25 protein-coding genes are annotated in these 24,150 nt (G+C 69.8%); 12 read left to right on the top strand and 13 right to left on the bottom strand.

Translation table 11 applies throughout. The features are described from left to right. Positions 1 to 111: 111 nt before the first annotated feature. The 5 genes from ACAZ03_RS11730 to ACAZ03_RS11710 all read right to left on the bottom strand — a co-directional run bounded on the left by ACAZ03_RS11730 (position 112) and on the right by ACAZ03_RS11710 (position 3,996). The gene (locus tag ACAZ03_RS11730) at positions 112 to 825 is read right to left on the bottom strand and encodes a DUF3307 domain-containing protein (RefSeq protein WP_373353785.1); all 714 of its coding nucleotides are present in this window, start codon (positions 823 to 825) and stop codon (positions 112 to 114) included. Continuing rightward, entirely contained in the window at positions 822 to 1,454 is a 633-nt protein-coding gene (locus ACAZ03_RS11725) for a MarR family transcriptional regulator (RefSeq protein WP_373353783.1), read from the bottom strand. Before ACAZ03_RS11725 ends, ACAZ03_RS11730 begins: the two co-directional genes overlap by 4 nt. A gap of 71 nt (positions 1,455 to 1,525) precedes the next feature. Then, entirely contained in the window at positions 1,526 to 1,882 is a 357-nt protein-coding gene (locus ACAZ03_RS11720) for an SUF system Fe-S cluster assembly protein (RefSeq protein ID WP_373353782.1), read from the bottom strand. A gap of 106 nt (positions 1,883 to 1,988) precedes the next feature. Then, positions 1,989 to 2,390, bottom strand: a complete 402-nt coding sequence (locus tag ACAZ03_RS11715; protein ID WP_373353781.1) for a DUF983 domain-containing protein — start codon at positions 2,388 to 2,390, stop codon at positions 1,989 to 1,991. A 187-nt stretch (positions 2,391 to 2,577) separates the two neighbouring features. Beyond that, the gene (locus ACAZ03_RS11710) at positions 2,578 to 3,996 is read right to left on the bottom strand and encodes a diguanylate cyclase (protein ID WP_373353779.1); all 1,419 of its coding nucleotides are present in this window, start codon (positions 3,994 to 3,996) and stop codon (positions 2,578 to 2,580) included. A gap of 86 nt (positions 3,997 to 4,082) precedes the next feature. Between ACAZ03_RS11710 and ACAZ03_RS11705 the strand changes: the two genes are divergently transcribed. From ACAZ03_RS11705 to ACAZ03_RS11695, 3 genes are all read left to right on the top strand, one after another. Further along, complete coding sequence (locus tag ACAZ03_RS11705; protein ID WP_373353777.1) at positions 4,083 to 4,361, top strand: DUF3572 domain-containing protein; 279 nt, start codon at positions 4,083 to 4,085, stop codon at positions 4,359 to 4,361. Further along, on the top strand, positions 4,358 to 5,068 hold the full coding sequence (locus tag ACAZ03_RS11700; protein ID WP_373353775.1) for an HAD family hydrolase: 711 nt from the start codon (positions 4,358 to 4,360) through the stop codon (positions 5,066 to 5,068). Before ACAZ03_RS11705 ends, ACAZ03_RS11700 begins: the two co-directional genes overlap by 4 nt. An 86-nt stretch (positions 5,069 to 5,154) precedes the next feature. Further along, positions 5,155 to 6,708, top strand: coding sequence for a trimethylamine methyltransferase family protein (locus tag ACAZ03_RS11695; protein ID WP_373353773.1), 1,554 nt, complete (start codon positions 5,155 to 5,157; stop codon positions 6,706 to 6,708). Between the two features lie 208 nt (positions 6,709 to 6,916). On the opposite strand, the gene ACAZ03_RS11690 is transcribed toward ACAZ03_RS11695, so the two are convergent. The 3 genes from ACAZ03_RS11690 to gatB all read right to left on the bottom strand — a co-directional run bounded on the left by ACAZ03_RS11690 (position 6,917) and on the right by gatB (position 10,667). After that, complete coding sequence (locus ACAZ03_RS11690; protein ID WP_373353771.1) at positions 6,917 to 7,408, bottom strand: DUF4177 domain-containing protein; 492 nt, start codon at positions 7,406 to 7,408, stop codon at positions 6,917 to 6,919. Between the two features lie 75 nt (positions 7,409 to 7,483). Continuing rightward, positions 7,484 to 9,091, bottom strand: a complete 1,608-nt coding sequence (locus ACAZ03_RS11685; protein ID WP_373353769.1) for a hypothetical protein — start codon at positions 9,089 to 9,091, stop codon at positions 7,484 to 7,486. Between the two features lie 61 nt (positions 9,092 to 9,152). Next, positions 9,153 to 10,667 (bottom strand): Asp-tRNA(Asn)/Glu-tRNA(Gln) amidotransferase subunit GatB, encoded by a 1,515-nt coding sequence (gene gatB, locus ACAZ03_RS11680; protein ID WP_373353768.1) that lies wholly within the window; start codon positions 10,665 to 10,667, stop codon positions 9,153 to 9,155. Between the two features lie 183 nt (positions 10,668 to 10,850). On the opposite strand from gatB, the gene ACAZ03_RS11675 reads away from it, so the two are divergent. After that, positions 10,851 to 11,705: a transglycosylase SLT domain-containing protein gene (locus ACAZ03_RS11675; RefSeq protein WP_373353766.1), complete on the top strand. Its 855-nt coding sequence runs from the start codon at positions 10,851 to 10,853 to the stop codon at positions 11,703 to 11,705. 13 nt (positions 11,706 to 11,718) lie between these two features. Here ACAZ03_RS11675 and pepN read toward each other — a convergent pair whose 3' ends face one another. Further along, complete coding sequence (gene pepN / locus ACAZ03_RS11670; protein ID WP_373353764.1) at positions 11,719 to 14,298, bottom strand: aminopeptidase N; 2,580 nt, start codon at positions 14,296 to 14,298, stop codon at positions 11,719 to 11,721. A gap of 90 nt (positions 14,299 to 14,388) precedes the next feature. Between pepN and ACAZ03_RS11665 the strand changes: the two genes are divergently transcribed. The 4 genes from ACAZ03_RS11665 to ACAZ03_RS11650 all read left to right on the top strand — a co-directional run bounded on the left by ACAZ03_RS11665 (position 14,389) and on the right by ACAZ03_RS11650 (position 18,116). Continuing rightward, positions 14,389 to 14,622: a hypothetical protein gene (locus ACAZ03_RS11665; protein WP_373353762.1), complete on the top strand. Its 234-nt coding sequence runs from the start codon at positions 14,389 to 14,391 to the stop codon at positions 14,620 to 14,622. 114 nt (positions 14,623 to 14,736) lie between these two features. Beyond that, positions 14,737 to 16,893 carry a malate synthase G gene (locus ACAZ03_RS11660; protein WP_373353761.1) on the top strand — a complete coding sequence of 719 codons (2,157 nt, stop codon included), beginning with the start codon at positions 14,737 to 14,739 and terminating at the stop codon, positions 16,891 to 16,893. Beyond that, positions 16,894 to 17,436: a sigma-70 family RNA polymerase sigma factor gene (locus ACAZ03_RS11655; protein ID WP_373353760.1), complete on the top strand. Its 543-nt coding sequence runs from the start codon at positions 16,894 to 16,896 to the stop codon at positions 17,434 to 17,436. Further along, positions 17,433 to 18,116 (top strand): anti-sigma factor domain-containing protein, encoded by a 684-nt coding sequence (locus ACAZ03_RS11650; protein WP_373353758.1) that lies wholly within the window; start codon positions 17,433 to 17,435, stop codon positions 18,114 to 18,116. The genes ACAZ03_RS11655 and ACAZ03_RS11650 overlap by 4 nt, the downstream gene beginning before the upstream one ends. A gap of 52 nt (positions 18,117 to 18,168) precedes the next feature. Here the strand turns inward: ACAZ03_RS11650 and ACAZ03_RS11645 are convergent, their stop codons facing one another. Both ACAZ03_RS11645 and ACAZ03_RS11640 read right to left on the bottom strand, forming a co-directional pair. Further along, positions 18,169 to 18,459, bottom strand: a complete 291-nt coding sequence (locus ACAZ03_RS11645; RefSeq protein ID WP_373353757.1) for a DUF6958 family protein — start codon at positions 18,457 to 18,459, stop codon at positions 18,169 to 18,171. Further along, the gene (locus ACAZ03_RS11640) at positions 18,452 to 18,979 is read right to left on the bottom strand and encodes a GFA family protein (protein WP_373353755.1); all 528 of its coding nucleotides are present in this window, start codon (positions 18,977 to 18,979) and stop codon (positions 18,452 to 18,454) included. The genes ACAZ03_RS11645 and ACAZ03_RS11640 overlap by 8 nt, the downstream gene beginning before the upstream one ends. A gap of 238 nt (positions 18,980 to 19,217) precedes the next feature. Between ACAZ03_RS11640 and ACAZ03_RS11635 the strand changes: the two genes are divergently transcribed. The 4 genes from ACAZ03_RS11635 to ACAZ03_RS11620 all read left to right on the top strand — a co-directional run bounded on the left by ACAZ03_RS11635 (position 19,218) and on the right by ACAZ03_RS11620 (position 22,197). Next, positions 19,218 to 19,766 carry a fasciclin domain-containing protein gene (locus ACAZ03_RS11635; protein ID WP_373353753.1) on the top strand — a complete coding sequence of 183 codons (549 nt, stop codon included), beginning with the start codon at positions 19,218 to 19,220 and terminating at the stop codon, positions 19,764 to 19,766. A gap of 189 nt (positions 19,767 to 19,955) precedes the next feature. After that, positions 19,956 to 20,435, top strand: a complete 480-nt coding sequence (locus ACAZ03_RS11630) for a TspO/MBR family protein (RefSeq protein ID WP_373353752.1) — start codon at positions 19,956 to 19,958, stop codon at positions 20,433 to 20,435. A 138-nt stretch (positions 20,436 to 20,573) separates the two neighbouring features. Further along, positions 20,574 to 21,347 (top strand): gamma-glutamyl-gamma-aminobutyrate hydrolase family protein, encoded by a 774-nt coding sequence (locus tag ACAZ03_RS11625; protein ID WP_373353751.1) that lies wholly within the window; start codon positions 20,574 to 20,576, stop codon positions 21,345 to 21,347. A 163-nt stretch (positions 21,348 to 21,510) separates the two neighbouring features. Continuing rightward, positions 21,511 to 22,197, top strand: coding sequence for a D-lyxose/D-mannose family sugar isomerase (locus ACAZ03_RS11620; protein ID WP_373353750.1), 687 nt, complete (start codon positions 21,511 to 21,513; stop codon positions 22,195 to 22,197). Positions 22,198 to 22,200: 3 nt separating this feature from the next. Here the strand turns inward: ACAZ03_RS11620 and ACAZ03_RS11615 are convergent, their stop codons facing one another. Continuing rightward, positions 22,201 to 22,776, bottom strand: a complete 576-nt coding sequence (locus ACAZ03_RS11615) for a GNAT family N-acetyltransferase (RefSeq protein ID WP_373353748.1) — start codon at positions 22,774 to 22,776, stop codon at positions 22,201 to 22,203. 75 nt (positions 22,777 to 22,851) lie between these two features. Then, complete coding sequence (kynU, locus tag ACAZ03_RS11610) at positions 22,852 to 24,033, bottom strand: kynureninase (protein ID WP_373353746.1); 1,182 nt, start codon at positions 24,031 to 24,033, stop codon at positions 22,852 to 22,854. Between the last annotated feature and the right edge of the window lie 117 nt (positions 24,034 to 24,150).

Below are 24,150 nucleotides of genomic sequence, written 5' to 3'. Positions count from 1 at the left end.
CAAGATAAGGCAGGCGCCGCCCTCTCTCAAGGGACCCACCGGGAGTTCTCCGGCGCGGGTGGCCCCGAGGCCCCTGCAACGGGCGCAACGGGTCACGGCCGCCGGCCAGCCTCAGAGGCGCGCGGCGAGCGCCTGTGCTGCGGCGGTCACGGCGATGGCCCAGCCGAAGGAGGCGAGCGTGCCGATGATCACATATTCCGACGCCGCCCGGTTCTCCGCCACCGTGCCGAAGCGCAGGATCGACTTGGCGGCGATGAGGAAGCCGATGGAGCCGGGCTGGCCGGCGAGCATCAGCACGACGATCAGCCCCCGCTCGAGATAGCCGATGGCGGCGCCGCCGCGCGCCAGGCCGGTCTCGCCCGGCAGCCCCTCCGGCGCCAGCGCCTGCATGAGCCGGGCGATGGCAAAGCTGCCGGCGCGGGTCGCGAGGATGAGCGCGGCGCCGAGGAGGAGGAGCCGGGGCGCCTCCGGCGCGAGGGGCGCCCAGAGGCTGGCGTCCCAGAGCCCCGGCATCAGCGCCGCGAGCGCGGCGAGGCTGGCGAGGTGCAGCGCCTGGTCGGCGGCGAAGGCGGCAAGGCCGTCGCGACCCGAGAGCGCCTTGGCGGCGTCGATAACCAGATGCGCGAGGGCCAGGGCGAGGAGAGCGGCGGCGGCCTCGGGCGTGGTCGGCGCGAAGAGCAGGAGCAGAAGGGCGAGGTGGACGGTCGTATGCGCGGCAAGCACGCCGAGCCGGCCAGCCGCCTTGCCCCGCGCCATGGCGCCGCTCTGGAAGAGGAAATCCCCCGCGGCATGGGCGGCGATGGCGATGGCGAAGGTCTCGATCACGGGGCCTCCTCCTCCCAAGCGGCGATGGCCCTGAGGAGCACATTCCACCCCGCCCCGGCAAGCCGCGCCTGCGTCGCCTGCCGGGTGATACCGAGGCGCTCGGCGATATCCTCGTGGCGGGGCGGATCGTCGGGGCTGCCGAGAAGGTCGAGCGCGGTGGCGATGGCCTCCGCCTGGCCGACGGTCCAGCGGCCGGCGATCTCGCCGCAGGTGGCGAGGAGGGCCTCGTGAAGGGCGTTCACCCCCGGGCCGGCGATGGCCAGCCGGTCGCCCGCGGGCATCCTGTCGAGGAGCCGGCCGGAGGTTTCGAAGGCCGGGCCGCTGCCGGCGGCGATATCGCCCTCCGCGGGCAGGCTTGCCTGGCCGATGCCGATGGCGATCCTGGTGGCGGGCCGGGAGGGCAGGGCGGAGATGGCGCTGAGGCGAAGGGCGAGACGGAGCGCCCGGCGCGGGCGGGCCAGGTGGATCTGCCAGCCATCGCCCCGGTGCCGGTCGAAAGGGGCGCCCTCGCGCAGGGCCACGGCGGCAAGCGCCTCGAGCGCCGCGCCCAGCGCTGCGAAGGAGAGCTTCGTCGAGCCGACGATGTCGCCGGTCAGCACGGCAGCGATGGCGCTCTTGGGTCTGAGCAAAGAAAAACCCCTGCTTTGGTTTAAAGCAAGGGTATGTCGTTGCTCTGCGCAAAGCAAGGGAAATCCCTTGCTTACATGAAGCCGAGCTCCAGCCGGGCCTCGTCGCTCATCATGTCCATCCCCCATTGCGGGGTCCAGACCATCTCGACCTCCACCTGCTTCACGCCCGGGATCGGCTCGACGGCATCGGCCACCCAGCCGGGCATCTCGCCAGCCACGGGGCAGCCGGGGGCGGTCAGGGTCATGTGGATCGTCACGGCGTTCTCGTCGTCGATCTCGACCGTATAGACGAGGCCGAGGTCGTAGATGTTCACCGGGATCTCCGGATCATAGACCGTGCGGCAGGCCTCGACGATCTGCTCATAGAGCGGATGGTCGGTCGAGGACGGCTTGATCAGCGGCGTGCCTTCGAGCTGGTCGTCGGGCATGTGTCCCTCCGAGGAATACCTGAGTGAAAGATAAGGATTTACGGCGCGGGCGTAAAGGGCAGCGCGGCGGCGCGCCCGCCTGACCTTGCGCCGGCGCCTTCCGCGCTCAGGCCTTGCTGAAGCCGTGCATCCGCCGCGACCATTGCAGGGCCACGAAGGCGCCCTTCACCCGCGGCAGCAAGAGCAGCGACAGGCCGACGGCTGTCACTGTCAGCGTCAGCGCCATGACCATCGGCGCCGGTTGCCAGAGCGACCACATGAGGTGGATGAGGAAAGCGATGACATGGCCGACGATCAGGATCGTCAGATAGGCCGGCCCGTCATCGGCCCGCTGCGCCGTGTAATCCTCGCCGCAGACCTCGCAGGCGGGCACGACCTTCAGATAGCCGCGGAGGATCCGCCCCTCGCCGCAATGCGGACAGCGGCCACGAAAGCCGCGGCGGAGCGCCGGGCCGAGGGGCCGGTCGTCGACGGGCAGGCTGCGGGTCGTGGTGGCGGGCTGGGTCATGAGGTGACCTCCGGGGGCAGGGGGAGCAGGCGCGGCCTATGGCCGGGCAGGGACGTGCCCTCCCTAGATGGCGCAGAATGCCGCCCGGTTAAAGGGCCTGGGGCGCGGAGCGGCCTTGCGGCGCAGGAATACCGTAGGGGAAAGCGTGGTCGCCGGATCCTTCTTACCTTGGACAGGGCCGCCCCGCTCAGGCGGCCGGCCGGCTCAGGCTCACCATGTTGCGCCCCGCGAGCTTGGCCGAATAGAGCGCCGCATCCGCCCGCTCGAAGAGCGTCGGCCCGCCCGGCGATTCGCCCGCGCCGAGCGCCACGCCGATGGAGACGGTGACGCGCACCGCCGTGCTTGCCCGGCCGGCGCCGGCGGGCCTGTCTTCCCCCGCTTCGCGCACCGCGTCGAAGGGCCTGTCTTCGATGCCCGAGCGCAGGCGCTCGGCGGCCTCGGCGGCGGCTTCGGCATCCGTCTCCGGCATGACGATGAGGAATTCCTCGCCGCCGATCCGCGCCACCATGTCGCCGACCCGCACCCTTGCGGCGAGGCGGCGTGCCACCTCGGCGAGCACCTTGTCGCCGGTCGCATGGCCGAAGCGGTCGTTGATCGTCTTGAAGTGGTCGATGTCGAGCACCATCACCGCCGCCATCTGCCCCGTCCGCTCCGATTGCTCGGTCACGCGCTTGAGCGCGGGAAGCGCATAGCGGCGGTTATGCAGCCCCGTGAGCGGGTCCGTCACCGAGCTCTCGACGCCCTTGCGGAGCCGGTCGCGCGCCCGGTCGGCGCGGAACTTCTGCACCAGAAGCGCTTTCAGCCGGTGCATGAGTTCCGCCGGGCGTACCTGCGCCGTCACCACGTCGTCGACGCCGAGATCGAGCGCCATGGCCGCCATGTCGGCCAGCTCGGGCGGCACGATGGCAATCTGCACCGAATGGCGCGTGGCGGCGCGGCTGCGCAGCTCGGCGATCAGCCGGAAGAGCTCGCCCGGCCGGATCCCCTCAGCCGCCGCGTCGATCACGAAGAGATCCGCCGCCTCGCCGGAGCCGATGTGGGACAGGAGCGTGCGCGGGTCGACCACCTCGCCGCCGTTCGGCAGCCGGTCGAGCACCGCCACCACGGCGGGCAGCATCGCCTGCCCCTCGGGCACGATGACCGAGACGCGCCCCGGCTGCACGAAGGGCTCGCCATCCTCGGCGAAGCCGAGCGCACGGTGGGTTTCTTCCTTCAGGCAGAGCTCCTCGAGCGAATCGGAACGGCGGAGGAGCCGCCGGACCTGCGCTTGCAGGAGCACCGAATCGATGGGCCGGTCGCAAAGGTCATCCGCCCCGGCACGCAGCACGGCGAGGCGGAGCGAGGGGTCGGCGAGCCGGCCGATGGCGATGACGGGGATGGTCCGCCCCACGGGATCGGCGCGCAGCCCGGCCAGGAAGGCGAAGGCGCCCGCCGCCGGCGCCACGACGCCGAGGAGGATGATGTCGGGCTTGCGCCGCATCGATTCGAGCTGGGCATCCGCCGAGCTTTCCGCCACCACGACGTCATACTGCGCCTCGGCCAGCGCGGCGCGGGTGAGAATGCGGCTCGACACCGTTGGGTCGAAGATCAGCACGCGGGCGGGCACCGGAGGATCCTGTTCAATTGCGGGTCGCATTTCGTTAAAACTTGCAAGGGTTAAGAAATCGTTTCCGATGATGGAGGGTTGGTAGGATGACGCCGGAGCGGGCGGAGATCGTGGGATTGCAGGCGCTCGCCTGGCTGGTGGCGGAGGAGGAGCTTCTGCCGGTGTTCCTCGGCGCCTCGGGGGCGGATCTGGCGCAACTGAGGGCCTCCGCCGGCGATCCGGCGGTTCTCGCCTCGGTGCTCGATTTCCTGCTCATGGATGATAGCTGGGTGCAGTCCTTCGCCGCCGAGGCCGGCTGCCGGCCGGAGGAGCTGCGCCTCGCCCGGGCCGTGCTCCCCGGCGCCGAGGAGATGAACTGGACGTGACCTCTGCCCCGATGCCGCCCGTGCGCGGCCTGATCTTCGACAAGGACGGCACGCTCTTCGACTTCAACGCCACCTGGGGCGGCTGGATGGCCAAGACCATCGCCGGCCTCTCCGCCGGCGATGCCGACCGGGCCAGTGCGATGGCGGAGGTTCTGGGCTTCGACCTCGCCAGCGGCCTCTACAAACCCGGCGCTCTAGGCGTTGCCGCGACGACCGGCGAGATCGTCGACCTCCTCCTGCCGCATCTGCCCGGCGAGACCACGCATGAGGCGCTCCTCGCCCGGCTCGACGCTGCGGCCTCGGCCGTCCGCCAGGTGCCGGTGGCGCCGCTCGGCCCCCTGCTGGCGGAGCTGGCGCAGGGGCGCATCCTCGCGCTCGTCACCAACGACACCGAGGCGGCGGCGCGCGCGCATCTGGCCCAGGTCGGCGTCACGGAGGCCTTCGCCTTCCTCTCCGGCTTCGACTCGGGCCATGGCGGCAAGCCTGCGCCCGGCCAGCTCCTCGCCTTCTGCGCGGCCCATGGCCTCGCCCCGGAGGAGGTGCTGATGATCGGCGATTCGCGCCATGATCTGCTGGCTGCGGAGGCCGCCGGGATGCGCGGCATCGGCGTTCTGACCGGCCCGGCGGGCCCGGAGGAGCTGGCGCCGCTGGCCGAGGCCGTCCTGCCCTCCATCGCCGCGCTGCCGGGCTGGCTCTCGGGCCTTTAGCGACCTTTCCTGTCGCTCCGGGCAAACCCCTGCCGCCCCGCCTGCGGGAGACTCCGGGCAGGAAATGCCAGAGGAGCGCCCGGCTCATGACCATCCCAGCCCGTCGCCGTGCCGGCGGCCGCGCCGCCAATACGGCCCGCCGGGGCGGCGCCAACCTTCACCAGAGCGCCTGGCGCCTGCCGGTGAACACCGATGCGCCGACCGAGCCGCTCGGCCCCGAGGGGGTGCAGGCGATCCACGACGGCGCCATGCGCATCCTCGAGGAAATCGGCATCGACTTCCTCAACGACGAAGCGCTGGAGATCTTCCGCAAGGCCGGCGCCATCGTCTCTGGCCAGAACGTCCGCCTCGGCCGGGATTTCGTGATGGAGATGGTGGGGAAGGCGCCTGCGCAGTTCACCATCACGCCCCGGAACCCCGAGAAGCAGATCACCATCGGCGGCAAGCATATCCTCTTCGGGAATGTCTCCTCGCCGCCCAACTATTACGACCTTTCCATCGGCCGGAAGGTGCCGGGCACGCGCCAGCAATGCGCCGACCTCCTCCGCCTCACGCAGGCCTTCAACTGCATCCATTTCGCCGGCGGCTACCCAGTGGAGCCGGTGGACGTCCATGCCTCCGTCCGCCATCTCGACGTGCTCTTCGACAAGCTGACGCTGACCGACAAGGTCGCCCATGCCTATTCGCTGGGGCCGGCGCGGGTGGAAGACGTGATGGAGATGGTGCGCCTCGCGGGCGGCCTCTCGGAAGACGAGTTCCGCGCCCGCCCGCATATGTATACCAACATCAACTCCACCTCGCCGCTCAAGCACGACTACCCGATGATCGACGGCTGCCTGCGCCTGATCCGGGCCGGGCAGGCGGTGATGGTGACGCCCTTCACGCTGGCCGGGGCCATGGCGCCGGTGACCATGGCGGGGGCGGTGACTCTGTCGATCGCCGAGGCGCTCTCGGCCATTGCGCTCTTTCAATACGTCCGCCCGGGATGCCCCTGCGTGATCGGCACCTTCACCTCCAACGTCGACATGAAGTCCGGCGCCCCGGCCTTCGGCACGCCCGAATACATGCGCGCGACGCAGATGACCGGCCAGATGGCGCGGTACTACGGCCTGCCGCTCCGGGCCTCCGGCTCCTGCGCCGCCAACGTGCCCGACGGGCAGGCAATGTGGGAGACGTCGAACGCGCTCTGGTCGGCCGTGCAATCGGGGGCCAACGTGGTCTACCACGCGGCGGGCTGGCTCGAGGGGGGCCTCATCGCCTCGCCTGAGAAGTTCATCATGGACTGCGAGGTCCTGCAGATGATCCAGCGCTATTTCGAGCCGGAGCTGGTGGCGACGGGGCCGGACGACATCGCCTTCGACGCCATCCGCGAGGTCGGCAGCCACGGGCATTACTTCGGCATCCAGCACACGCAGGAGCGCTACGAGACGGCGTTCTACTCGCCCTTCGTCAGCGACTGGCGCAATTTCGAGAGCTGGGAGCTCGCCGGCGCCGTCTGGACGCCGGAGCGCGCGCATCGGGTCTACAAGGAGATCCTCGCGACCTTCGAGCCGCCGCCCATGGGCGATGCCGAGCGCGGCGCGCTGGAGGAATTCGTGGCCCGGCGGAAGGAAGAGGGCGGGGCGCCGACCGACTTCTGACCTCGAAGGGAGGTCAGAAGCGAGGGGCTGTCTGCCCCTCGTCGCCATTGGGGCTCGAACCAATGGCGCCACCAATGGCGACCCCCGAAGGCTATTTGAAAAGGGGCAGGGGCAAGAGTGCCTCTATCCCTTCATCTGGCCGAAAATACCTCTGAGGTGTGGAGGCAGAGCCTCCACCCGGCCCGGCACGGGCCGGCCCCCCAATCCGCTATTCGGCCGCCGGCTTCGGCTTCTCGTCCTCCCGCCGTGCGGCGAGGACCGGCCGCGTCAGCGAGGCGCCGATGCGCTCGGGCGCCGGCGGCTCGATGCGGGCGGGGCCGGAGGGGGCGAGGGGCGAGGGCTCCGTCGGTTCTTCCTTCGCCTCGGGGGCGGCCTCGGCGGCAGGTGCGGGGGCCGGCTCGGGGGCGGGCAGGGCGGGGGCCTGCGGCTCGGCGGCCGGCGCGGCCTCGGCAATGGTCGCCGTCAGGAGCGGGCGGCGGAAGACCAGCATGTTCTGGTAGCTTGTGGTGGTCCGCCCGGTGAGGCCGGTGCGCTCCTCGGAGGGGAGCGTGTCGGTGCGGATATAGTCCCAGCCCTCGGCGCCGAGTTCGTTCATCAGCGCCTGCAGCGCATGGGCGAAGCGCGCCTCCGCCGTTTTCACGCCCTTGGCCTTCAGCCCCTTCTTGGGGGCCGGCACCACCCGGTATTCATACGTCTGCATCTGGCCACATCCAATATCCCACACCCGCCCTTAGCAAGCGCGGGGCGCGGCGCCAAGGTGATGCGGCGGTTGCCGTCAGAACGGGAGGATCCCCGCCCCGGAGACGCCCAGCCATTCGGAATAGAGGCGGAGGAGATCGAGGAGCGCATGGCCGACGATGTCTCCATGGGTGACCACCAGCCAGCCGATGGCGTAGATGAGGAAGGCCGGCAGTGCGACATAGGTCAACAGAAGGCTGGCGAGCCCCAGCGAGGCGCCGAGCGCCACCTCCGTGCCCTCGGCCACGTCGAGCCGCCCCACCAGCCAGTTCCAGAGCCCGGCGCGGAGCCACGTGACGGCGCTGAGGAGCGCCAGGAGCAGGTGCAGCGCCGTCGGCACGAAGGTTGAGCCGGCCATGGCGATGATCCACAGATGCTCGCCCGGCGCCGCGCGGATGCCCTCCAGAAGCCCGATCACGTCGAAGATCGGCTTGCCGCCCGCGAGCATCATCAGCTTCATCGTGGTGATCAGCGCCCCGCCGAGCAGAAGCAGGCAAAGGAGCGCGGCGACGAGATCGGCGAGCCCGGACAGGAGCGGCCAGATGCCGCCCTGCCGGTGCCCGCGGGAAAGGAGCCAGATAGTGATCCCGTAGGAGAGCCAGTCGAAGAACCCGTTCACCAGCGGGAAGAGCGCGAAGACGATGATGAGGACGTTGTACTGCGAGGGCCCCATCAGGGCGAGCACCCAGATCGCGCTGCCGCAGCCGATGAGCAGGACGAAGAGGAACATCGCAACGCCCATCCGATGGCGCGAGCCCCAGCCGATCAGCGCCATCAGCAGGGAGCTGCCGAGGAGGGTTGGGACAATAGAGATCAGGTTGACGGAGCCGAAGGACCATCCGTCGACGCCTGTGAAGCCGATGGCGACCTGGCCGATCGGCAGTACCGCGACAAGCACGAACATCAGTGTGCTGCGCTCGCCCTCGAGAATTGTATGTATGATGATGAGCGTGATCATCGCGAAGAAATAGGGGGGCGCCTCGTCGCGCATGATGCCGACCGGCAGGATGAGGACGAAGGCGATCAGAAGGAGCGTCATCAGCGCGTCGTTCAGCTTGGTGAGCGAAGGCCGGGGCCAAAATACCCCGGCCAGTCGGAGGGCACCGAGAACAACGAAGAGGGCGAGGACAATGGCGGAAAATGCCCGGGACAGCACGTCGAAGATGTTCGCGAGCGCCGGGATCTGCGGCACCGCACCCGTGGCGGCATGCTGCGCGAGAACGAATAGGATCGGGTACATGACCGCGACACGGACCGCGAATTCGAGGACGGGCCAGCTCCAGGGATTGGCGATAAGCCGGGCCTGGTCCGCCCGGTCCCGCGCCAGCGGGATCGTCACCCAAACTGTCAAGTACCGCCACCAACTCGGCGGCGGCGGCACCTCGGCAATGGTCTTCGGCAGCAAGAGTCGCGGCAGGGCGCGGCGGGCGGCGGCGAAGGCGCGGCGGTAGGGCAGGGGCGCGAAATGGGCGAAGCGCTGCAGCCGCGCCTTCTGCGCCTCGTTCTCGTAGGCAGAGGCGAGGACGGCCCAGACCAGCCAAGCGAGGAAGGCGCCGACCTTGACGGCGCCGCTCGCCCCGCTGGTGAAGATCCAGCCGAGCAGCATCGCGCCCGTGCCCATGACGATGCCGATGAAGAAATTCATGCCGCCTGCCCCCTCGCCGCGAGGGTGCGATGGACGGGGCCGGGGATCAAGCCGTGAGGCGTCAGAGCCCGAGTTTCGCCGCCACCAGCTCGTTCACCGCCTTGGGATTGGCCTTGCCGCCCGTGGCCTTCATCACCTGGCCGACGAACCAGCCGGCGAGCTTGGGATTGGCCTTGGCCTTTTCCACCTGATCGGGGTTGGCGGCGATCACCTCGTCCACCGCCGCCTCGATGGCGCCGGTGTCGGTGACCTGGCGCATGCCGCGCGCCTCGACGATCTGCGAGGGGTCGCCGCCCTCGGTATAGACGATCTCGAAGAGGTCCTTGGCGATCTTGCCCGAGATATCGCCCTTCTGGATGAGCGAGATGATCCCGCCGAGCTGCGCCGGGCTCACCGGGCTCTCGGAGAGCCCCTTGTCGCCGTCGCGCTTCAGCCGGCCGAAGAGCTCGTTCAGCACCCAGTTGGCCGCCAGCTTGCCGTCGGAGGCGGCGGCGACCTCCTCGAAATAGGCGGCGCTCTCGGCCTCGGCGGTGAGCACCGAAGCGTCGTAGTCGGAGAGGCCGTAGTCACCCATCAGCCGCGCCTTCTTGGCGTCGGGCAGCTCGGGCAGCGAGGCCTCGATCTCGTCGACCCAGGCCTGCTCGATCTCGAGCGGCAGGAGGTCGGGGTCGGGGAAGTAGCGGTAATCATGCGCCTCTTCCTTGGAGCGCATCGAGCGCGTCTCGTTCTTGTCGGCGTCGTAGAGCCGCGTCTCCTGCACGACGGTCTTGCCGTCCTCCAGAAGGGCGATCTGGCGGCGGGCCTCGTAGTCGATGGCGGCCTGGATGAAGCGCATGGAGTTCATGTTCTTGATCTCGCAGCGCGTGCCGAGATGGCTGAAATCCTGGCTCTCCATGTAGCGCTCGTAATCGCCCGGCCGGCAGACGGAGACGTTGACGTCCGCGCGCAGGTTGCCGTTCTGCATGTTGCCGTCGCAGGTGCCGAGGTAGCGCATGATCTGCCGCAGCTTCAGCACATAGGCCGCCGCCTCCTCCGGCCCCCGGATGTCGGGGCGCGAGACGATCTCCATCAGCGCGACGCCGGTGCGGTTGTAGTCGACGAAGGAGAGGTTCGGATCCATGTCGTGGATCAGCTTGCCGGCGTCCTGCTCAAGGTGGATGCGCTCGATGCGCACCAGCCGGGCGAGCCCGTCGCCCATTTCGACCAGCACCTCCCCCTCGCCGACGATCGGGTGGTAGAGCTGGCTGATCTGGTAGCCCTGCGGCAGGTCCGGGTAGAAATAGTTCTTCCGGTCGAAGGCCGAGGTCAGGTTGATCGCCGCCTTGAGGCCCAGCCCGGTGCGCACCGCCTGCGCCACGCAGCCCTCGTTGATGACCGGCAGCATCCCCGGCATGCCGGCGTCGATGAAGGAGACGTTGGAATTCGGCTCCGCCCCGAAGGTCGTCGACGCGCCTGAGAAGAGCTTCGCCGCCGTCGCCACCTGGGCATGGACCTCCATGCCGATCACCAGCTCCCAGTCGCCGGTGGCGCCCGAGATGGTCTTCGCCTTGGGGGATTCGTATGTCAGATCGAGCATGGCGGCCTCGCTCCTTCAGGGGATGCGGATGCATAGGCAAAGCGCGGCGGCGCCGCAAGGCGGGCGCGGGCGGGGGCGAGAATCCCGAGGCGCGGCAGGGGCCTCGGCGCCGGGGCGCCTAAGAGGTTAATATCCCCGGGTTTTCGATTGCCAGACGGGCGATTGCGCGCCATGGTCCGCGCCATGTCTGCCCTGCGCTGCGCCCTTCTGCTGATCGCCGCGCTTCTCGCCACGTCTGCCCGCGCCGAGCTGGTCACCCCGGCCTGGCCCCCGGCGCCGTTGCTGGAAGCGCCCGCCGCGCGTCCGGCGCCCCGGCCGCTCTGGATCGAGCGCATCCCGCCGGTGCAGACGGGCGCCAGCCTCCGCCCCGTGGCGCGCGACCCCTTCCTGCCCGCGGCGCGCTGGTCGTCCACCGCCCGCCACGCCATGTGGACCCGCGCCGCGCTTTCGGCGATGGAGGATCACGGCGAGCCGCTGATCGAGACGCTGCCGCGCGACATCGCCACCTGGTGCCCGGGCTATGCGACGGCCTCCGACCGGGACCGGCGCGCCTTCTGGGTCGGGCTCCTCTCGGCGCTCGCCTGGTACGAGAGCACCCACCGCCCCGCCGCGGTCGGCGGCGGCGGGCAATGGTTCGGGCTGACGCAGATCTACCCGCCGACGGCGCGGCACTACGGCTGCCGGGCGGCGTCGGGCAGCGCATTGCAGGATGCCGAGGACAATCTCTCCTGCGCGATCCGCATCCTCGCCACCACCGTGCCGCGCGACGGCGCCGTGGCGCTGCATGACGGGCGCTGGCGGGGCGTGGCGGCCGATTGGGGGCCGATGACCGACAGCGGCAAGCGCGCCGCCATGGCCTCCTGGACCAGCCGGCAGAGCTATTGCGAGGTGCATCTGGCGCCGACGGAGGCGCCCCGCCCGCCGGCGCGGCCCGCGGCCGGCACCCCGGTCAACCTCGCAGTGCCGCCGACCGAGGGGCCGGCGCGGCCGATGATCCGGCCCGTGGCGCTGGAGCGGCTGGTCGTGGCGCTGGACTGAAGGGGGAGGCCCCTCAGGCCGCCCCGCGCATCCGCCCCACCATCTCGCCGAGGTCGCGGCTGAGGCCCTCCGCCTCCGCCACCCGCGCGAGCTCCGCCTGGATCAGCTTCTGCCGGGCCTCGCCATAGCGGCGCCAGGTCTGGAAGGCGGTGGAGAGCCGGGCGGAGATCTGCGGGTTTGTCTTGTCCATGCGGATGATCCAGTCGGCGAGGAGCCGGTAGCCCGAGCCATCCGCCGCATGGAAGCCCGCAGGATTGCCCGCCAGCGCGCCGACGACCGAGCGCAGCCGGTTGGGGTTCTTCGGGGTGAAGGCCGGGTGCTCCGTCAGCCGCTCGACCGTTTCGGCGGCCTTCTCCGGCGCCGAATGGGTGACCTGCATGGAGAACCACATGTCCATGACCAGCGCATCGTCCGACCAGCGCTCCTCGAAGGTCGCAAGCTCCGCCGCGCCTTCGCCGATGGACAGGAGCGCAGAGAGCGCCCCGATGGAGAGCGTCATGTTGTCCGCCGCGGCGAATTGCGCGCGTGCCGCCGCGCCGCCGTCCTGCCGGGTGAGAAGCGCCAGCGCCGCACTGGCGAGCTTGCGGCGACCCGCTTGCCCGGCATCGGGCGCATAGGGGCCATCCACCTGGTTTTCCTCATAGACCCGCTGGAGTGCCCGCCCGTGCATCGCGGCGATCTGGCCCTTCAGCGCCTCGCGGGCGGCGCGGATGCGCGCGGGGTCGGCCTTGCGGCCGGCGGCGGCCTCGGCGGCGGCGAGGTCGTCCTCCCCCGGCAGGCCGAGCAGCAGCGCGCGGAAGGCCGGGTCGAGCCCGGGCTCCGCCAGCACCTGGCCAAGAGCGCCGAGATAGACATGGGCCGAGGGCGCGTCGTCGTGGATCATGTCGGTGAGAAGCCGCCGGGCGAGTGCCTGGCCGGCCTCCCAGCGGTTGAACGGGTCGGTGTCATGGGCGAGGAGGAAGGCCTCCTCCGCCGCCGTCGACTTGCGCTCGACGATGACGGGGGCGGAGAACCCCCGCAGGATCGAGGGGATCGGCCGGGCGCCGAGCCCGTCGAAGGTGAAGGTCTGCTCCGCCTCCGTCAGCTCGAGCACCTGCGTCGGCAGCGCCTCGTCGCCATTGGGACTGAGCAGGCCCACCGCGACCGGCATGTGCAGGGGCAGCTTGTCGGGCTGGCCCAGGGTCGGCGGCGTCTCCTGGCGGAGCGTCAGGCTGTAGGTGCCGTTTTCGTAACGTTCAGAGACCTTGAGCCGGGGCGTGCCCGCCTGGCGATACCAGCGCTTGAACTGGCCGAGGTCGCGGCCCGTCGTGTCCTCGAAGACGCGCAGCCAGTCCTCCACCGTCGCCGCCTCGCCGTCGTGACGCTCGAAATAGAGATCGAGGGCCTTCCGATAGGCCTCCGGCCCGACGAGCCGGTGCAGCATCTGGATGACCTCGGCGCCCTTCTCGTAGACGGTCCGCGTGTAGAAGTTGTTGATCTCGACGAAGCTCTCCGGCCGGACGGGATGCGCGAGCGGCCCGGCATCCTCGCGGAACTGCATGGAGCGCATGATCTGCGCATCCTCGATGCGCTTCACCGCGGCGGAGCGGAGGTCGGAGGTGAAGCACTGGTCGCGGAAGACCGTCAGCCCCTCCTTTAGCGAAAGCTGGAACCAGTCGCGGCAGGTGATGCGGTTGCCCGTCCAGTTGTGGAAATACTCATGGGCGATGACGGATTCCACCTGTTCGAAATCGCTGTCCGTCGCGGTCTCGGGGGAGGCGAGAACCAACTTGGAGTTGAAAATGTTCAACCCCTTGTTCTCCATAGCCCCGGAATTGAAGTCCCCGACGGCGACGATGTTGAAAATGTCCAAGTCGTATTCGCGCCCGTAGACCTCCTCGTCCCAGCGCATCGAGGCGATGAGAGAGTCCATGGCAAAGGCGCATTTGCCGAGATCCGCCTCGCGGACCCAGACGTTGAGCGCCACGTCGCGCCCCGAGGCGGTGGTGAAGCTGGCGGAGTGGGCCTTCAGATCGCCCGCGACCAGCGCGAAGAGATAGGAGGGCTTCGGCCAGGGATCGTCCCATTCCGCCCAGCCGGGGCCTTCGCCGGCGGGGTTGCCGTTCGACAAGAGCACCGGCGCATCGCCTTCGATGCGCACGCGGAAAGGGGCCATCACGTCCGGCCGGTCGGGGTAATAGGTGATGCGGCGGAAGCCTTCCGCCTCGCATTGCGTGCAATACATGTCCCCTGACATGTAGAGCCCCTCGAGGAGCGTATTGCCCTCGGGTGCGATCTCGACCTCCGCCTCGAAGATGAAGGCCCTGGCGGGCACGACGCAGGTGAGGCCCTTCTCCGTCACGTCCGGCGCGATCTCCGCCCCGTCGATCTTCGCCGAAATCAGCTTGAGGTCCTCGCCATGGAGGAAGAACGGCTGCTCCGGCGCGACCGGGTTCGGGCGGAAGGCGATGCGCGACAGGACGCGCGTCGCCATGGGCGCGAGCCGGAACGTCAGCTCCACCTTGTCGATCAGCCAGCCGGGCGGCGTGTAATCGGCGAGATAGATCGTGCCGGCGGCCGCATCGGGGCCGGTTTCGGGCGTGGTATCGGCCATCCCATTGCCTTTCAGGGAGCAAAAACTAGGTGAAGCGTAAAGGCCCGCCCGAGGGCCCGCAACCGTGACCGCAAGAGAGGAAATCGCCCGATGTCCGCCGACAAGACCGACCTCGACAAGCAGAGCCGCCGCCACCGCGGCCCGATCATCGGCATCAGCATTGCCGTCATCATCGGCATCATCCTCGCCATCTTCATGACCGTGACCGCCGTCAACCGCGGCACCCAGCCCGAAGGCGCCGACACGCAGATCGACGCAACGGGCGATGCCGTCCTGGCCGATGACGGTGTGACGGCCGAGGAGCCGGTCACGGACCAGGATTGAGCCCGGTGGCAGAGCGGCAGGCCCGCAGGGCGGCCCGCGGCCCCATGAGCGTGCGGGGGTTGTTCGGTGCCGCGGTTTCATGTCACCTCGACAGGTGATTTCTGGGAGAATGGCATGAGCGGACGCGTGGAACGGGCTGGGCTGAAGGTCGCGGAGGAGCTCGCGGCCTTTCTCGAGGAGCGGGCCCTGCCGGGCACGGGCGTGGAATCCGCAGCCTTCTGGGAGGGCTTCGCCGCCATCCTGGCCGACCTCGCCCCGAAGAACCGCGCGCTCCTCGCCCGCCGCGAGGAGCTGCAGTCGGCGCTCGACGCCTGGCACCGCGAGCGGGCAGGGCAGGAGCCCGACCCGGCCGCCTACCGCGCCTTCCTGACGGAAATTGGCTATCTCGTTCCCGAAGGGCCGGACTTCGAGGTGGACACTGCCAATGTCGATCCCGAGATCGCCAGCCAGCCCGGCCCGCAGCTCGTCGTGCCCATCACCAACGCCCGCTTCGCGCTCAACGCCGCCAATGCCCGCTGGGGCTCGCTCTATGACGCGCTCTACGGCACCGATGCGCTCGGCTCGCTGCCGAAGGGCAAGGGCTACGACAAGGACCGCGGCGCGCAGGTGATCGCTTGGGCGCGGGCGCATCTCGACGCGGTCGTGCCGCTGGCCGAGGGGTCCTGGGCCAATATCACCGGGATCGACGTCGCGGACGGCGCCCTGGTCGCGACGCTCCCGCACGGGACGACCGGCCTCAAAAGCCCCGCCCAGCTCGCCGGCTACCTCAAGGATGACCTCTGCGAGCTGCAGGTGCTCCTGCAGGTCAACGGCCTCAGGCTCGAGATCCTCGTCGACCGGACGACCGAGATCGGCGGCAGCGACCCGGCCGGCATCTCCGACATCTACCTCGAATCCGCCATCTCCTCGATCATGGATTGCGAGGATTCCGTCGCCACCGTCGATGCCGAGGACAAGGTGCTGGCCTATGGCAACTGGCTCGGGCTGATGAAGGGCGACCTCGAGGAGACCTTCCAGAAGGGCGGCGAGAGCGTCACCCGCAAGCTGAACCCCGATGCGGAGTACCTGACGCCTTCAGGCGACAAGATCACCGTCAAGTGCCGCGCGCTGATGCTCGTCCGCAATGTCGGGCACCTGATGACCAACCCGGCGATCCTCCTGCCCGACGGCGAGGAGGTGCCGGAGGGGATCATGGACGCCATGGTCACCACGCTCATCGCCATGCACGACTTGCAAAAGACCGAGTGCCCCCGCAACTCGCGGCAGGGCTCCGTCTATGTCGTGAAGCCGAAGATGCATGGGCCGGAGGAGGTCGCCTTCGCGGTCGAGATCTTCGACCGGGTGGAGGCGGCGCTCGGCCTGCCCGCCAACACCGTCAAGCTCGGCATCATGGATGAGGAGCGGCGGACCTCGGCGAACCTCAAGGAATGCATCCGCGCCGCGAAGCACCGCGTCGCCTTCATCAACACCGGCTTCCTCGACCGGACGGGCGACGAGATCCACACTTCGATGGAGGCGGGCCCGATGGTCCCCAAGGGCGAGATGAAGGATCAGCCCTGGATCAAGGCCTATGAGGATCGCAACGTCGATATCGGCCTCGCCGCCGGCCTCAAGGGCCGCGCCCAGATCGGCAAGGGCATGTGGGCCATGCCCGACCGGATGGAAGCGATGCTCGAAGCGAAGATCGCCCATCCCGAGGCCGGCGCCACCTGCGCCTGGGTGCCCAGCCCCACCGCCGCCACGCTTCACGCCACGCATTACCATAAGGTCGACGTGCTCGCCCGTCAGGACGAGATCGCCAAGGGCGGCCCACGCGGGACGCTTGAGAACCTCTTGACCATCCCCCTCGCCACCGGGCGCAACTTCTCGGAAGAGGAGGTGACCCGCGAGGTCGAGAACAACGCCCAGGGCATCCTCGGCTATGTCGTCCGCTGGATCGACCAGGGCGTCGGCTGCTCCAAGGTGCCCGACATCCACGACGTGGGGCTCATGGAGGATCGGGCGACCTGCCGCATCTCCTCCCAGGCGCTGGCCAACTGGCTGCACCACGGCGTGGTGAGCGAGGCACAGGTCCGTGCCGCGATGGAGAAGATGGCCGAGGTGGTCGACCGGCAGAACGGCGGCGATCCGGCCTACAGGCCCATGGCGCCGGGGTTCGACGGGCTGGCCTTCCAGGCGGCCTGCGACCTCGTCTTCCAGGGGCGCGTGCAGCCCTCGGGCTACACAGAGCCGGTGCTGCACCGCCGGCGGCTGGAATTGAAGGCGCTCTGAATGGCAACGCGGGAAGAGGTCGAACACTGGATCGGGCGCTGTTCGCTCGGCGATCGTGATGCTTTTTCCGCACTTTATGACGCAACGAGTGCGAAACTCTTCGGTGTCATCCTTCGTGTCTTGAACGACCGGGCAGAAGCGGAAGAAGTGTTGCAGGAGGTCTACCTGCGCATCTGGCGCAATGCCGGCCGCTACTCGGCCAACGGACTCAGCCCGATGTCCTGGCTGATCACGATCGCCCGCAACCGCGCCATCGACCGGCTGCGGGCCCGCAAATCCGCCGGCGGCGAGATGGACGAGGTCGCAGACCTCGCCGATGCCGCCCCCGGACCCGAGGCCCAGACCATCGCCGCCGGTGAAACCGCGCGGCTTCAGGCCTGCCTCGATACCCTGCCGGAGGGCCGCGCCGAAGCGGTCCGCCGGGCCTATCTGGAGGGAGACAGCTACGCCGAACTGGCCGAGCGGCTCTCCGTCCCCTTGAACACCATCCGCACCTGGCTCCGCCGGGGGCTGATCGCCTTGAGAGAGTGCCTGACGACATGAGCGACCGAGGGGCCATATCCGGCGAGGATCCCCGCCTTCTGGCGGCGGAATACGCGCTCGGCCTCCTGCCGGGAGTGGAGGCGCGCGCGTTCGAGGCGCTCATGGCCTCCGACCCCGCGCTCGCCGGCGAGGCGCTGGCCTGGGGCGAGCGGCTGGCGCTGATGGCCGATGCCGAGGTCACGGATGTGGCGCCGCCGGCGCGGCTGAAGCGCAAGGTCGAGGCACATGTCTTCGGCCGCCCGCAACGGCGCGGGCTCTGGGCCGGGCTCGGCGCGCTCGCTGTGGCGGCGCTGGTCGTGCTCGCCGTCCTTTACGCCGGCATCCTGACGCCCGGCGTGGGCGACCCTGAATATGTGGCCGATGTTGCGGCGGAGGATCGCAGCCTCGTCGCCAGCGCGGCCTATCAGGCCGAGACCGGCGCGCTTGTCGTGCGCGTCGAGGCCGGCGCGGCGCCTGAAGGCCGGGATCTGGAGCTTTGGGCCATCGTCGGCGAGGCGGCGCCCGTCTCGCTCGGCGTCATCGGGGCAGAGGCCCGCGAGGTGGCCATTGCGCCCGAGCTGGCCGAGGCGCTCGGCAGCGGCGTCACGCTCGCCATCACCGACGAGCCGCCGGGCGGCTCTCCCTCCGGCCAGCCGACCGGCGCGATCCATGCCACCGGGGTGCTGACAGCCCCGGCCTGAGGGCAGGGGCCTGAGGGGAGGAGCCTGAGCGCCCCGGCCCGGGCGCGGCGGCTCAGGTCCGGTAGAGCCGGACAGGCTTGGGCGTGCGCGCGAGCACGCCCTTCGCCTCCAGATCCAGATGCACGGCCTTGATCCACCAGCCGGCCTTCTCGCCGCCGGGGAAGAGCGTCTCGTCCAGATGCGGCAGGAGCGCCTGCTTGAGCTCCTCGATGGTCATACCCGGCGGATCGGACGGGGCGACCTTTATCACCGCCGCGCGCATCGCCTCGAACTTCTGCCGGTTCGCCCGGTAGGTCTTGCCGGGTTGGCCGACATTCTCGATCTCGATCGTCTCGTCAGACATGAAGGGCCTCGTGTTCCTGGATTTTCGGGGCGCGGAAGCCCATGGCCACCCAGGCGGCGAGGAGCCGCCCCATGAAGCCGAGCGGCTGGGTCCGCGCATTGGGGACGTCTTCGGGCAGGGTGGCCCCCGGGGGGAGGTCCTTCGCCATGGTGCGCATCTCCAGCGCCGGGCGCGCGCCCTCCGGCCAGAGCGTGCCGAAGACGCTCAGCCAGTGGCCGCCCTTGAATTCGAGATAGACGGGCGAGCCGCAGCAACCGGCGACGACCCGGCGGGTCGCGGCCTCCGGGCCGAGGCGAAAGTCACGCAAATGCTCCTCGCCGCGGATCATCCGCACCCTGTCCTTTCGGAAAAGGACATATGGCACGGCGCCGCTCTCTGCGAAGAGCCGTGGCGCGCCCGGCAGGCTCTCCAGCCGCCCGGCGGCGGTCCGGCAGGAGGTGCAGCAGCATTCGACAGAGACGATGGGTTGCCCCGTCACCTCCATCACCACCTCGCCGCACCGGCACGAAAGCTCCGTCATCAGATGTCCTTTCCCTTGCCGGGCCACCCTAAGGGCGAATTACTCGGATACCAACCTATTTTCCTGGACGATCCGCGAGGTCAGCTCACGGGCCACTCACGGGAAGTTATAAAGGCAGATCAACCTCTTGGTCGGCGCCCGAATTTTCTTGCCGGAAACTGAAACTCCACGCCGCCGCTCTTCGTGTCTTCCGGCAAGTCGCAGCAAAGCGCAGCGACATGCAAACGGAGGAATTCACATGATCCGCACCACAGTCACCGCCCTCGCCCTCGCCACCGCAGCCACCGGCGTCTCCGCACAGGAGAACCCGATGGTCGGCGGCGCGCCGATGATGGCCGACATGAACATCGTCGAGAACGCGATGAACTCGCCGGTCAACACCGTGCTCGTCGGGCTCGTGCAGGCCGCCGGCCTCGCCGAGACGCTGATGGGCCCGGGCCCCTACACCGTATTCGCCCCGACCGACGAGGCCTTCGCGCCGATCGGCCAGGCCACGGTCGACGAGCTCCTGCTGCCGGAGAACCAGGAAACGCTCAGCAACATCCTGCTCTGCCACGTCGTCAGCGGCGAGGTGATGTCCGACATGCTCGAAGAGATGATCGAGGATGACGACGGCGAATACGAGATCAAGACCCTCGGCACCTGCATCCTGACCGCCACCTACGAGAATGGCGCGTTCGAGCTGATGGACCAGAACAACACCGTCGCGAATATCGAGATCGCGGACGTGCGCCAGTCCAATGGTGTCATCCACGTGATCGACGCCGTCATGATGCCGGCCATGTGAGCGGGCCGGCGGGCGGCGCGCGTGTGTTAGGCGCCGCCCTGGAGGGGCTTGCCGGGCTGGTATCCGGCGGGCCTCTTCGCCCTTCTCGAGGGCAGGAGAGCCTCGGGCCGGCCACGCGCCGCCCGGGGCCTTTCCGCTTTTGCGGCCCGCCCGCGTGATCCAAAGGCGCCCCTGAGGCGTAATCCTCCCATGACCCCGACCCTCACACACCGCATCCCGCCCTGGGCCAGCCTCCTGGCCTTCCTCGTCCTCGTTCTGGGGGCCGGCAGCCTGATCGGCTATGCCACCGCCCCCGGCAGCTGGTATGACGCGCTCGACAAGCCCGCCTTCACGCCGCCCAACTGGCTCTTCGGCCCGGCGTGGACCTTCCTCTACATTTGTATCGCGATTGCCGGCTGGCGTGTCTGGCGATCCCGGCCGCAGAGCCGGCGCATGAAGATCTGGTGGGCGCAGCTCCTTCTCAACTGGCTCTGGTCGCCGGTGTTCTTCGTGATGCATCTGCTCTGGCCGGCGATGCTGGTCATCACCCTAGTGTGGCTCTGCATCCTGGCGTTCATCGCTGCGAGCTGGCGGGCGGGCGACAGGCTGAACGCCGGGCTGTTCCTGCCCTATTTGGCCTGGGTGTCCTTCGCCTCGGCACTGAACCTCGGCGTCGCGATCCTCAACTGAGGCCGCCTGGGGGCCGCCCGCTGCCCAAATCGGCGCCGCCGCGCGGCGCCGCCGGCCCTCAGGGAGCCCCCGGGCCTTTTCCCGGGGCCGCCCGCGGCCTATGATCGGCCCATGCGATCCAGGCAAACAGGCTGAGGCATGACACGGCCGGTCATCGGAATCATCGGCAATGCGGCGCTGATCAACGACAGCTATCAGGCGCAGATCGCCGGCAACATGAACATCGAGGCGGTGGCGCAGGTCACGGGCGGGATGCCCCTGGTCGTGCCGGCGGACCCGGCCTGGGTCAGCGTGCCGGACCTGCTCGAGACCTGCGACGGCTTTCTCTTCACCGGCGGCCGCCCCAACGTGCATCCAGAGGAATACGGCGAGGCCGAGACCCCCGCCCATGGCGCCTTCGACCGGCGCCGCGATGCGGTGGCGCTGCCCTTGATCCGGGCGCTCGTCGATCGCGGCCAGCCCTTTCTCGGCATTTGCCGCGGCTTTCAGGAGGTGAATGTCGCCATGGGCGGCACGCTCCACCCCGAGATCCGCGACCTCCCCGGCCGCGAGAACCACCGGATGCCGCCCGATGGCACGATCGAGGAGAAATTCGCGCTCCGCCATGTGGTGACGCTCTCGGAGGGCGGGCCCTTCCACAAGCTCTTCGGCGCGACGGAGGTGATGACCAACACGCTGCACGGCCAGGGCATCGCCCGGGCCGGGGCGCGGGTGGTGATCGACGGGCGCGCCCCGGACGAGACGCCCGAGGCGATCTTCATCGACGGCGCCCCCGGCTTCACGCTCTCGGTGCAATGGCACCCAGAGTACCGCGCGGGGGAAGACCCCGTCTCCCGTCCGCTCTTCGAGGCCTTCGGCGAGGCCGCCCGCGCCTGGGCCCGGGGCCGCCAGCCGCTGCGCATGAGCGCCTGAGGCGGGGGCGGCGCTGGCGCCCGACCCCTCGGGGCTCCTTCTACGAGCTCCTGCCCCTCCCCCAGCGCCGCTGCGACGGCACGCCCGCCGGCCCTCCGCCGGGATGCCCTCCTTGCCACGCGCGGCCCGATGTAGCATCGCTGGCGCAAAGAGGGAGGCCGAGATGAAACGCAGCCGCATCAACAGCATCATGGACGAGGCGGCGGAGATGATCCGCGCCCATGGCTTCATCCTGCCGCCCTTCGCCGGCTGGAGCCCCGAGGAGTTCCGCGCCCGCAAGGCCGAGGCCGCCCATGTGATCGACGCCCGCTGCGGCTGGGACATCACCGATTACGGCGCCGGCCGCTATGACGAGATGGGGCTCTTCCTCTTCACGCTGCGCAACGGGCGGCTGGCCGACCTGCAGAAGGGCACCGGCATGTGCTACGCCGAGAAGCTCCTGATCTCGAAGGAAAACCAGCTTTCGCCCATGCACACCCATGTGCTGAAGGCCGAGGATATCATAAACCGCGGCGGCGCGACGCTGGTGGTCGAGCTCTTCGGCTCCGACGCCACGGGCGCCTTCGACGAGAGCGCCGGCGGCCGGGTGCTCTGCGACGGCATCGCCCGCGACTTCGCGCCCGGCGAGCGGCTCCGCCTCGCCCCCGGCGAGAGCGTCACGCTCATGCCCGGCGACTGGCATGCCTTCTGGGGCGAGGGGGGCGATGTGCTGATCGGCGAGGTCTCCACTGTCAATGACGACGAGACCGACAACATCTTCCGCGAACCCATCGGCCGCTTCGCCGAGATCGAGGAAGACGAGCCGCCCCGGCATCTTCTCGTCTCCGACTACCGGAGCTGGCTGGCCTGAGCGCTAGAGCGCCGCGTAGTACCAGATCGCCGGAAGCTGCGGGCCGAAGCCGGCCTTCTCATAGGCGCGGCGGGCGGCGGCATGGCTCGGGTCTCCGCCCGTGCCGACGGTGGCGACGGCCATGCCGCGCGCCCGCAGCTCCGCCAGCGCCCAGCGATACATCATCGTCCCGAGCCCGCGCCCGGCATGTGCCGGGTCGATGGCGTTGAGGCCGATCTCGCCGATCCGCGTCCCGGGGTCGGTGATCAAGGTCACGAAGCCGATGGTGGCCGAGCCCAGCCGCGCCACATAGAGCTGCTCGGGGCTCGCCGGGCTGGCGAGGCGGGCGAGTTCGCCGGCCTGGTCGGTCTCGGCCCTGGCCAGCGCCAGGGCGGCGACGGTCTCTCCGGTGAGGGCGCGGAAGCTGGCGAAGACCGGCGCGAAGGCCGCGGCGCGGATCGCCTGGAGGAGCGGCAGGTCCCCCGCCAGAGCCTGCCGGAAGGTCAGACGCTCCATCCTAAGGACATGCAGCTCCGGCGGCTCCGGCGCCGCCGGCCAGCCCTTCGGCCCCGATCCGGGACCCGGTTCCCTGGCGGTCATGGCCCGCCCCCCTTTTCCAACACCCACCGGATGTCATGACGGAAAAGGGTTAGGGAAGCCTGAAGGGCCGGCCGGTCAGGTTACCGCCTGGCGGGCGGCATAGGCCGGGTCCTCCCAGAGCCGCCCCGCCATTACCTCGCGGAGGGTCTCGGTGGCGCGGTCGATCTCTTCCTCGCCGATATAGAGCGGCGTGATGCCGAAGCGCACGAGATCGGGCGCGCGGAAATCGCCGACGACGCCCCGCGCGATCAGCGCCTGGCAGATGGCGTAGCTCTCGGGGTGGCGGAAGCTCACCTGGCTGCCGCGAAGGGCCGGGTCGCGGGGGGAGGCGAGGGCGAGCTCGGGGCAGGCGGCCTCCACCCCCGCGATGAAGCGCTCGGAGAGGGCGATGGAGGCGGCGCGGATCTGCCCCATGTCCACCCCCTCCCAGACATCGAGCGCGGCATCGAGCGCCGCCATGGCGAGGATCGAGGGCGTGCCGACCCTCATGCCGCGGATGCCGGCGGCAGGCGCGTAGCCGAGGTCGAAGTCGAAGGGTTTCGCATGGCCGAGCCAGCCGGGCAGGGCGTTGTGGAGCCGCCCGGCGAAGCGCGGCGCCGCCCAGAGGAAGGCCGGCGCCCCGGGGCCGCCGTTCAGGTACTTGTAGGTGCAGCCGACGGCGAAATCGGCGTCGGCGCTCTTGAGGTCCACGTCCACCGCCCCGGCGGAATGGGCGAGGTCCCAGAGCGCTAGCGCCCCGGCCTCATGGGCGGCGGCGGTCAGCGCCGCCATGTCGTGCCGCCGGCCGGAGCGGTAGTCGACCTCGGTGAGCATGAGGATTCCGACCTCGGGGGTAAGCGCGCCTGCCACCTCCTCCGGCGCCACGACGCGCAGCTCGTGCCCCTGGCCGAGCTGGGCCAGCAGCCCCTCGGCCATGTAGAGGTCGGAGGGGAAGTTGCCGCTGTCGGTCAGCACCACCTTGCGGTCCGTGAGCTTCAGCGCCGCCGCCAGCGCCTGCCAGAGCCGGATGGAGAGCGTCTCGCCGACAATCACCTCGCCCGGCCCGGCGCCGATCAGCGGCGCGATCCGGTCCCCCAGCCGCTCGGGGAGCGAGATCCAGCCGGCGCGGTTCCAGCCGGTGATCGCCATCTCGCCCCATTCGCGGCGCATGACCTCCTCCATCCGGGCGGGGGCATGGGCGGGCAGGGGACCGAGGGAATTGCCGTCGAGATAGGCCTGGCCCTCGGGCAGGAGAAAGGCGTCACGCTTGGGGATCATCGGGCGGCTCCTTGTGGATCGGGCCAGTGATGGGGCAACGGCGCGGGCGGGTCCAGAGGGGAGGGGGCGGTCGGGTTCGTGCGGAACGCCGAACTCGGCCACAATCCAACGTGTGTG

Source organism: Pseudoroseicyclus sp. CXY001 (assembly GCF_041714655.1).
Classification (GTDB): Bacteria; Pseudomonadota; Alphaproteobacteria; order Rhodobacterales; family Rhodobacteraceae; genus Pseudoroseicyclus_A.
The sequence above is the reverse complement of the archived record's forward strand: the minus strand, read 5'-3'. Positions and strand labels throughout refer to the sequence as shown.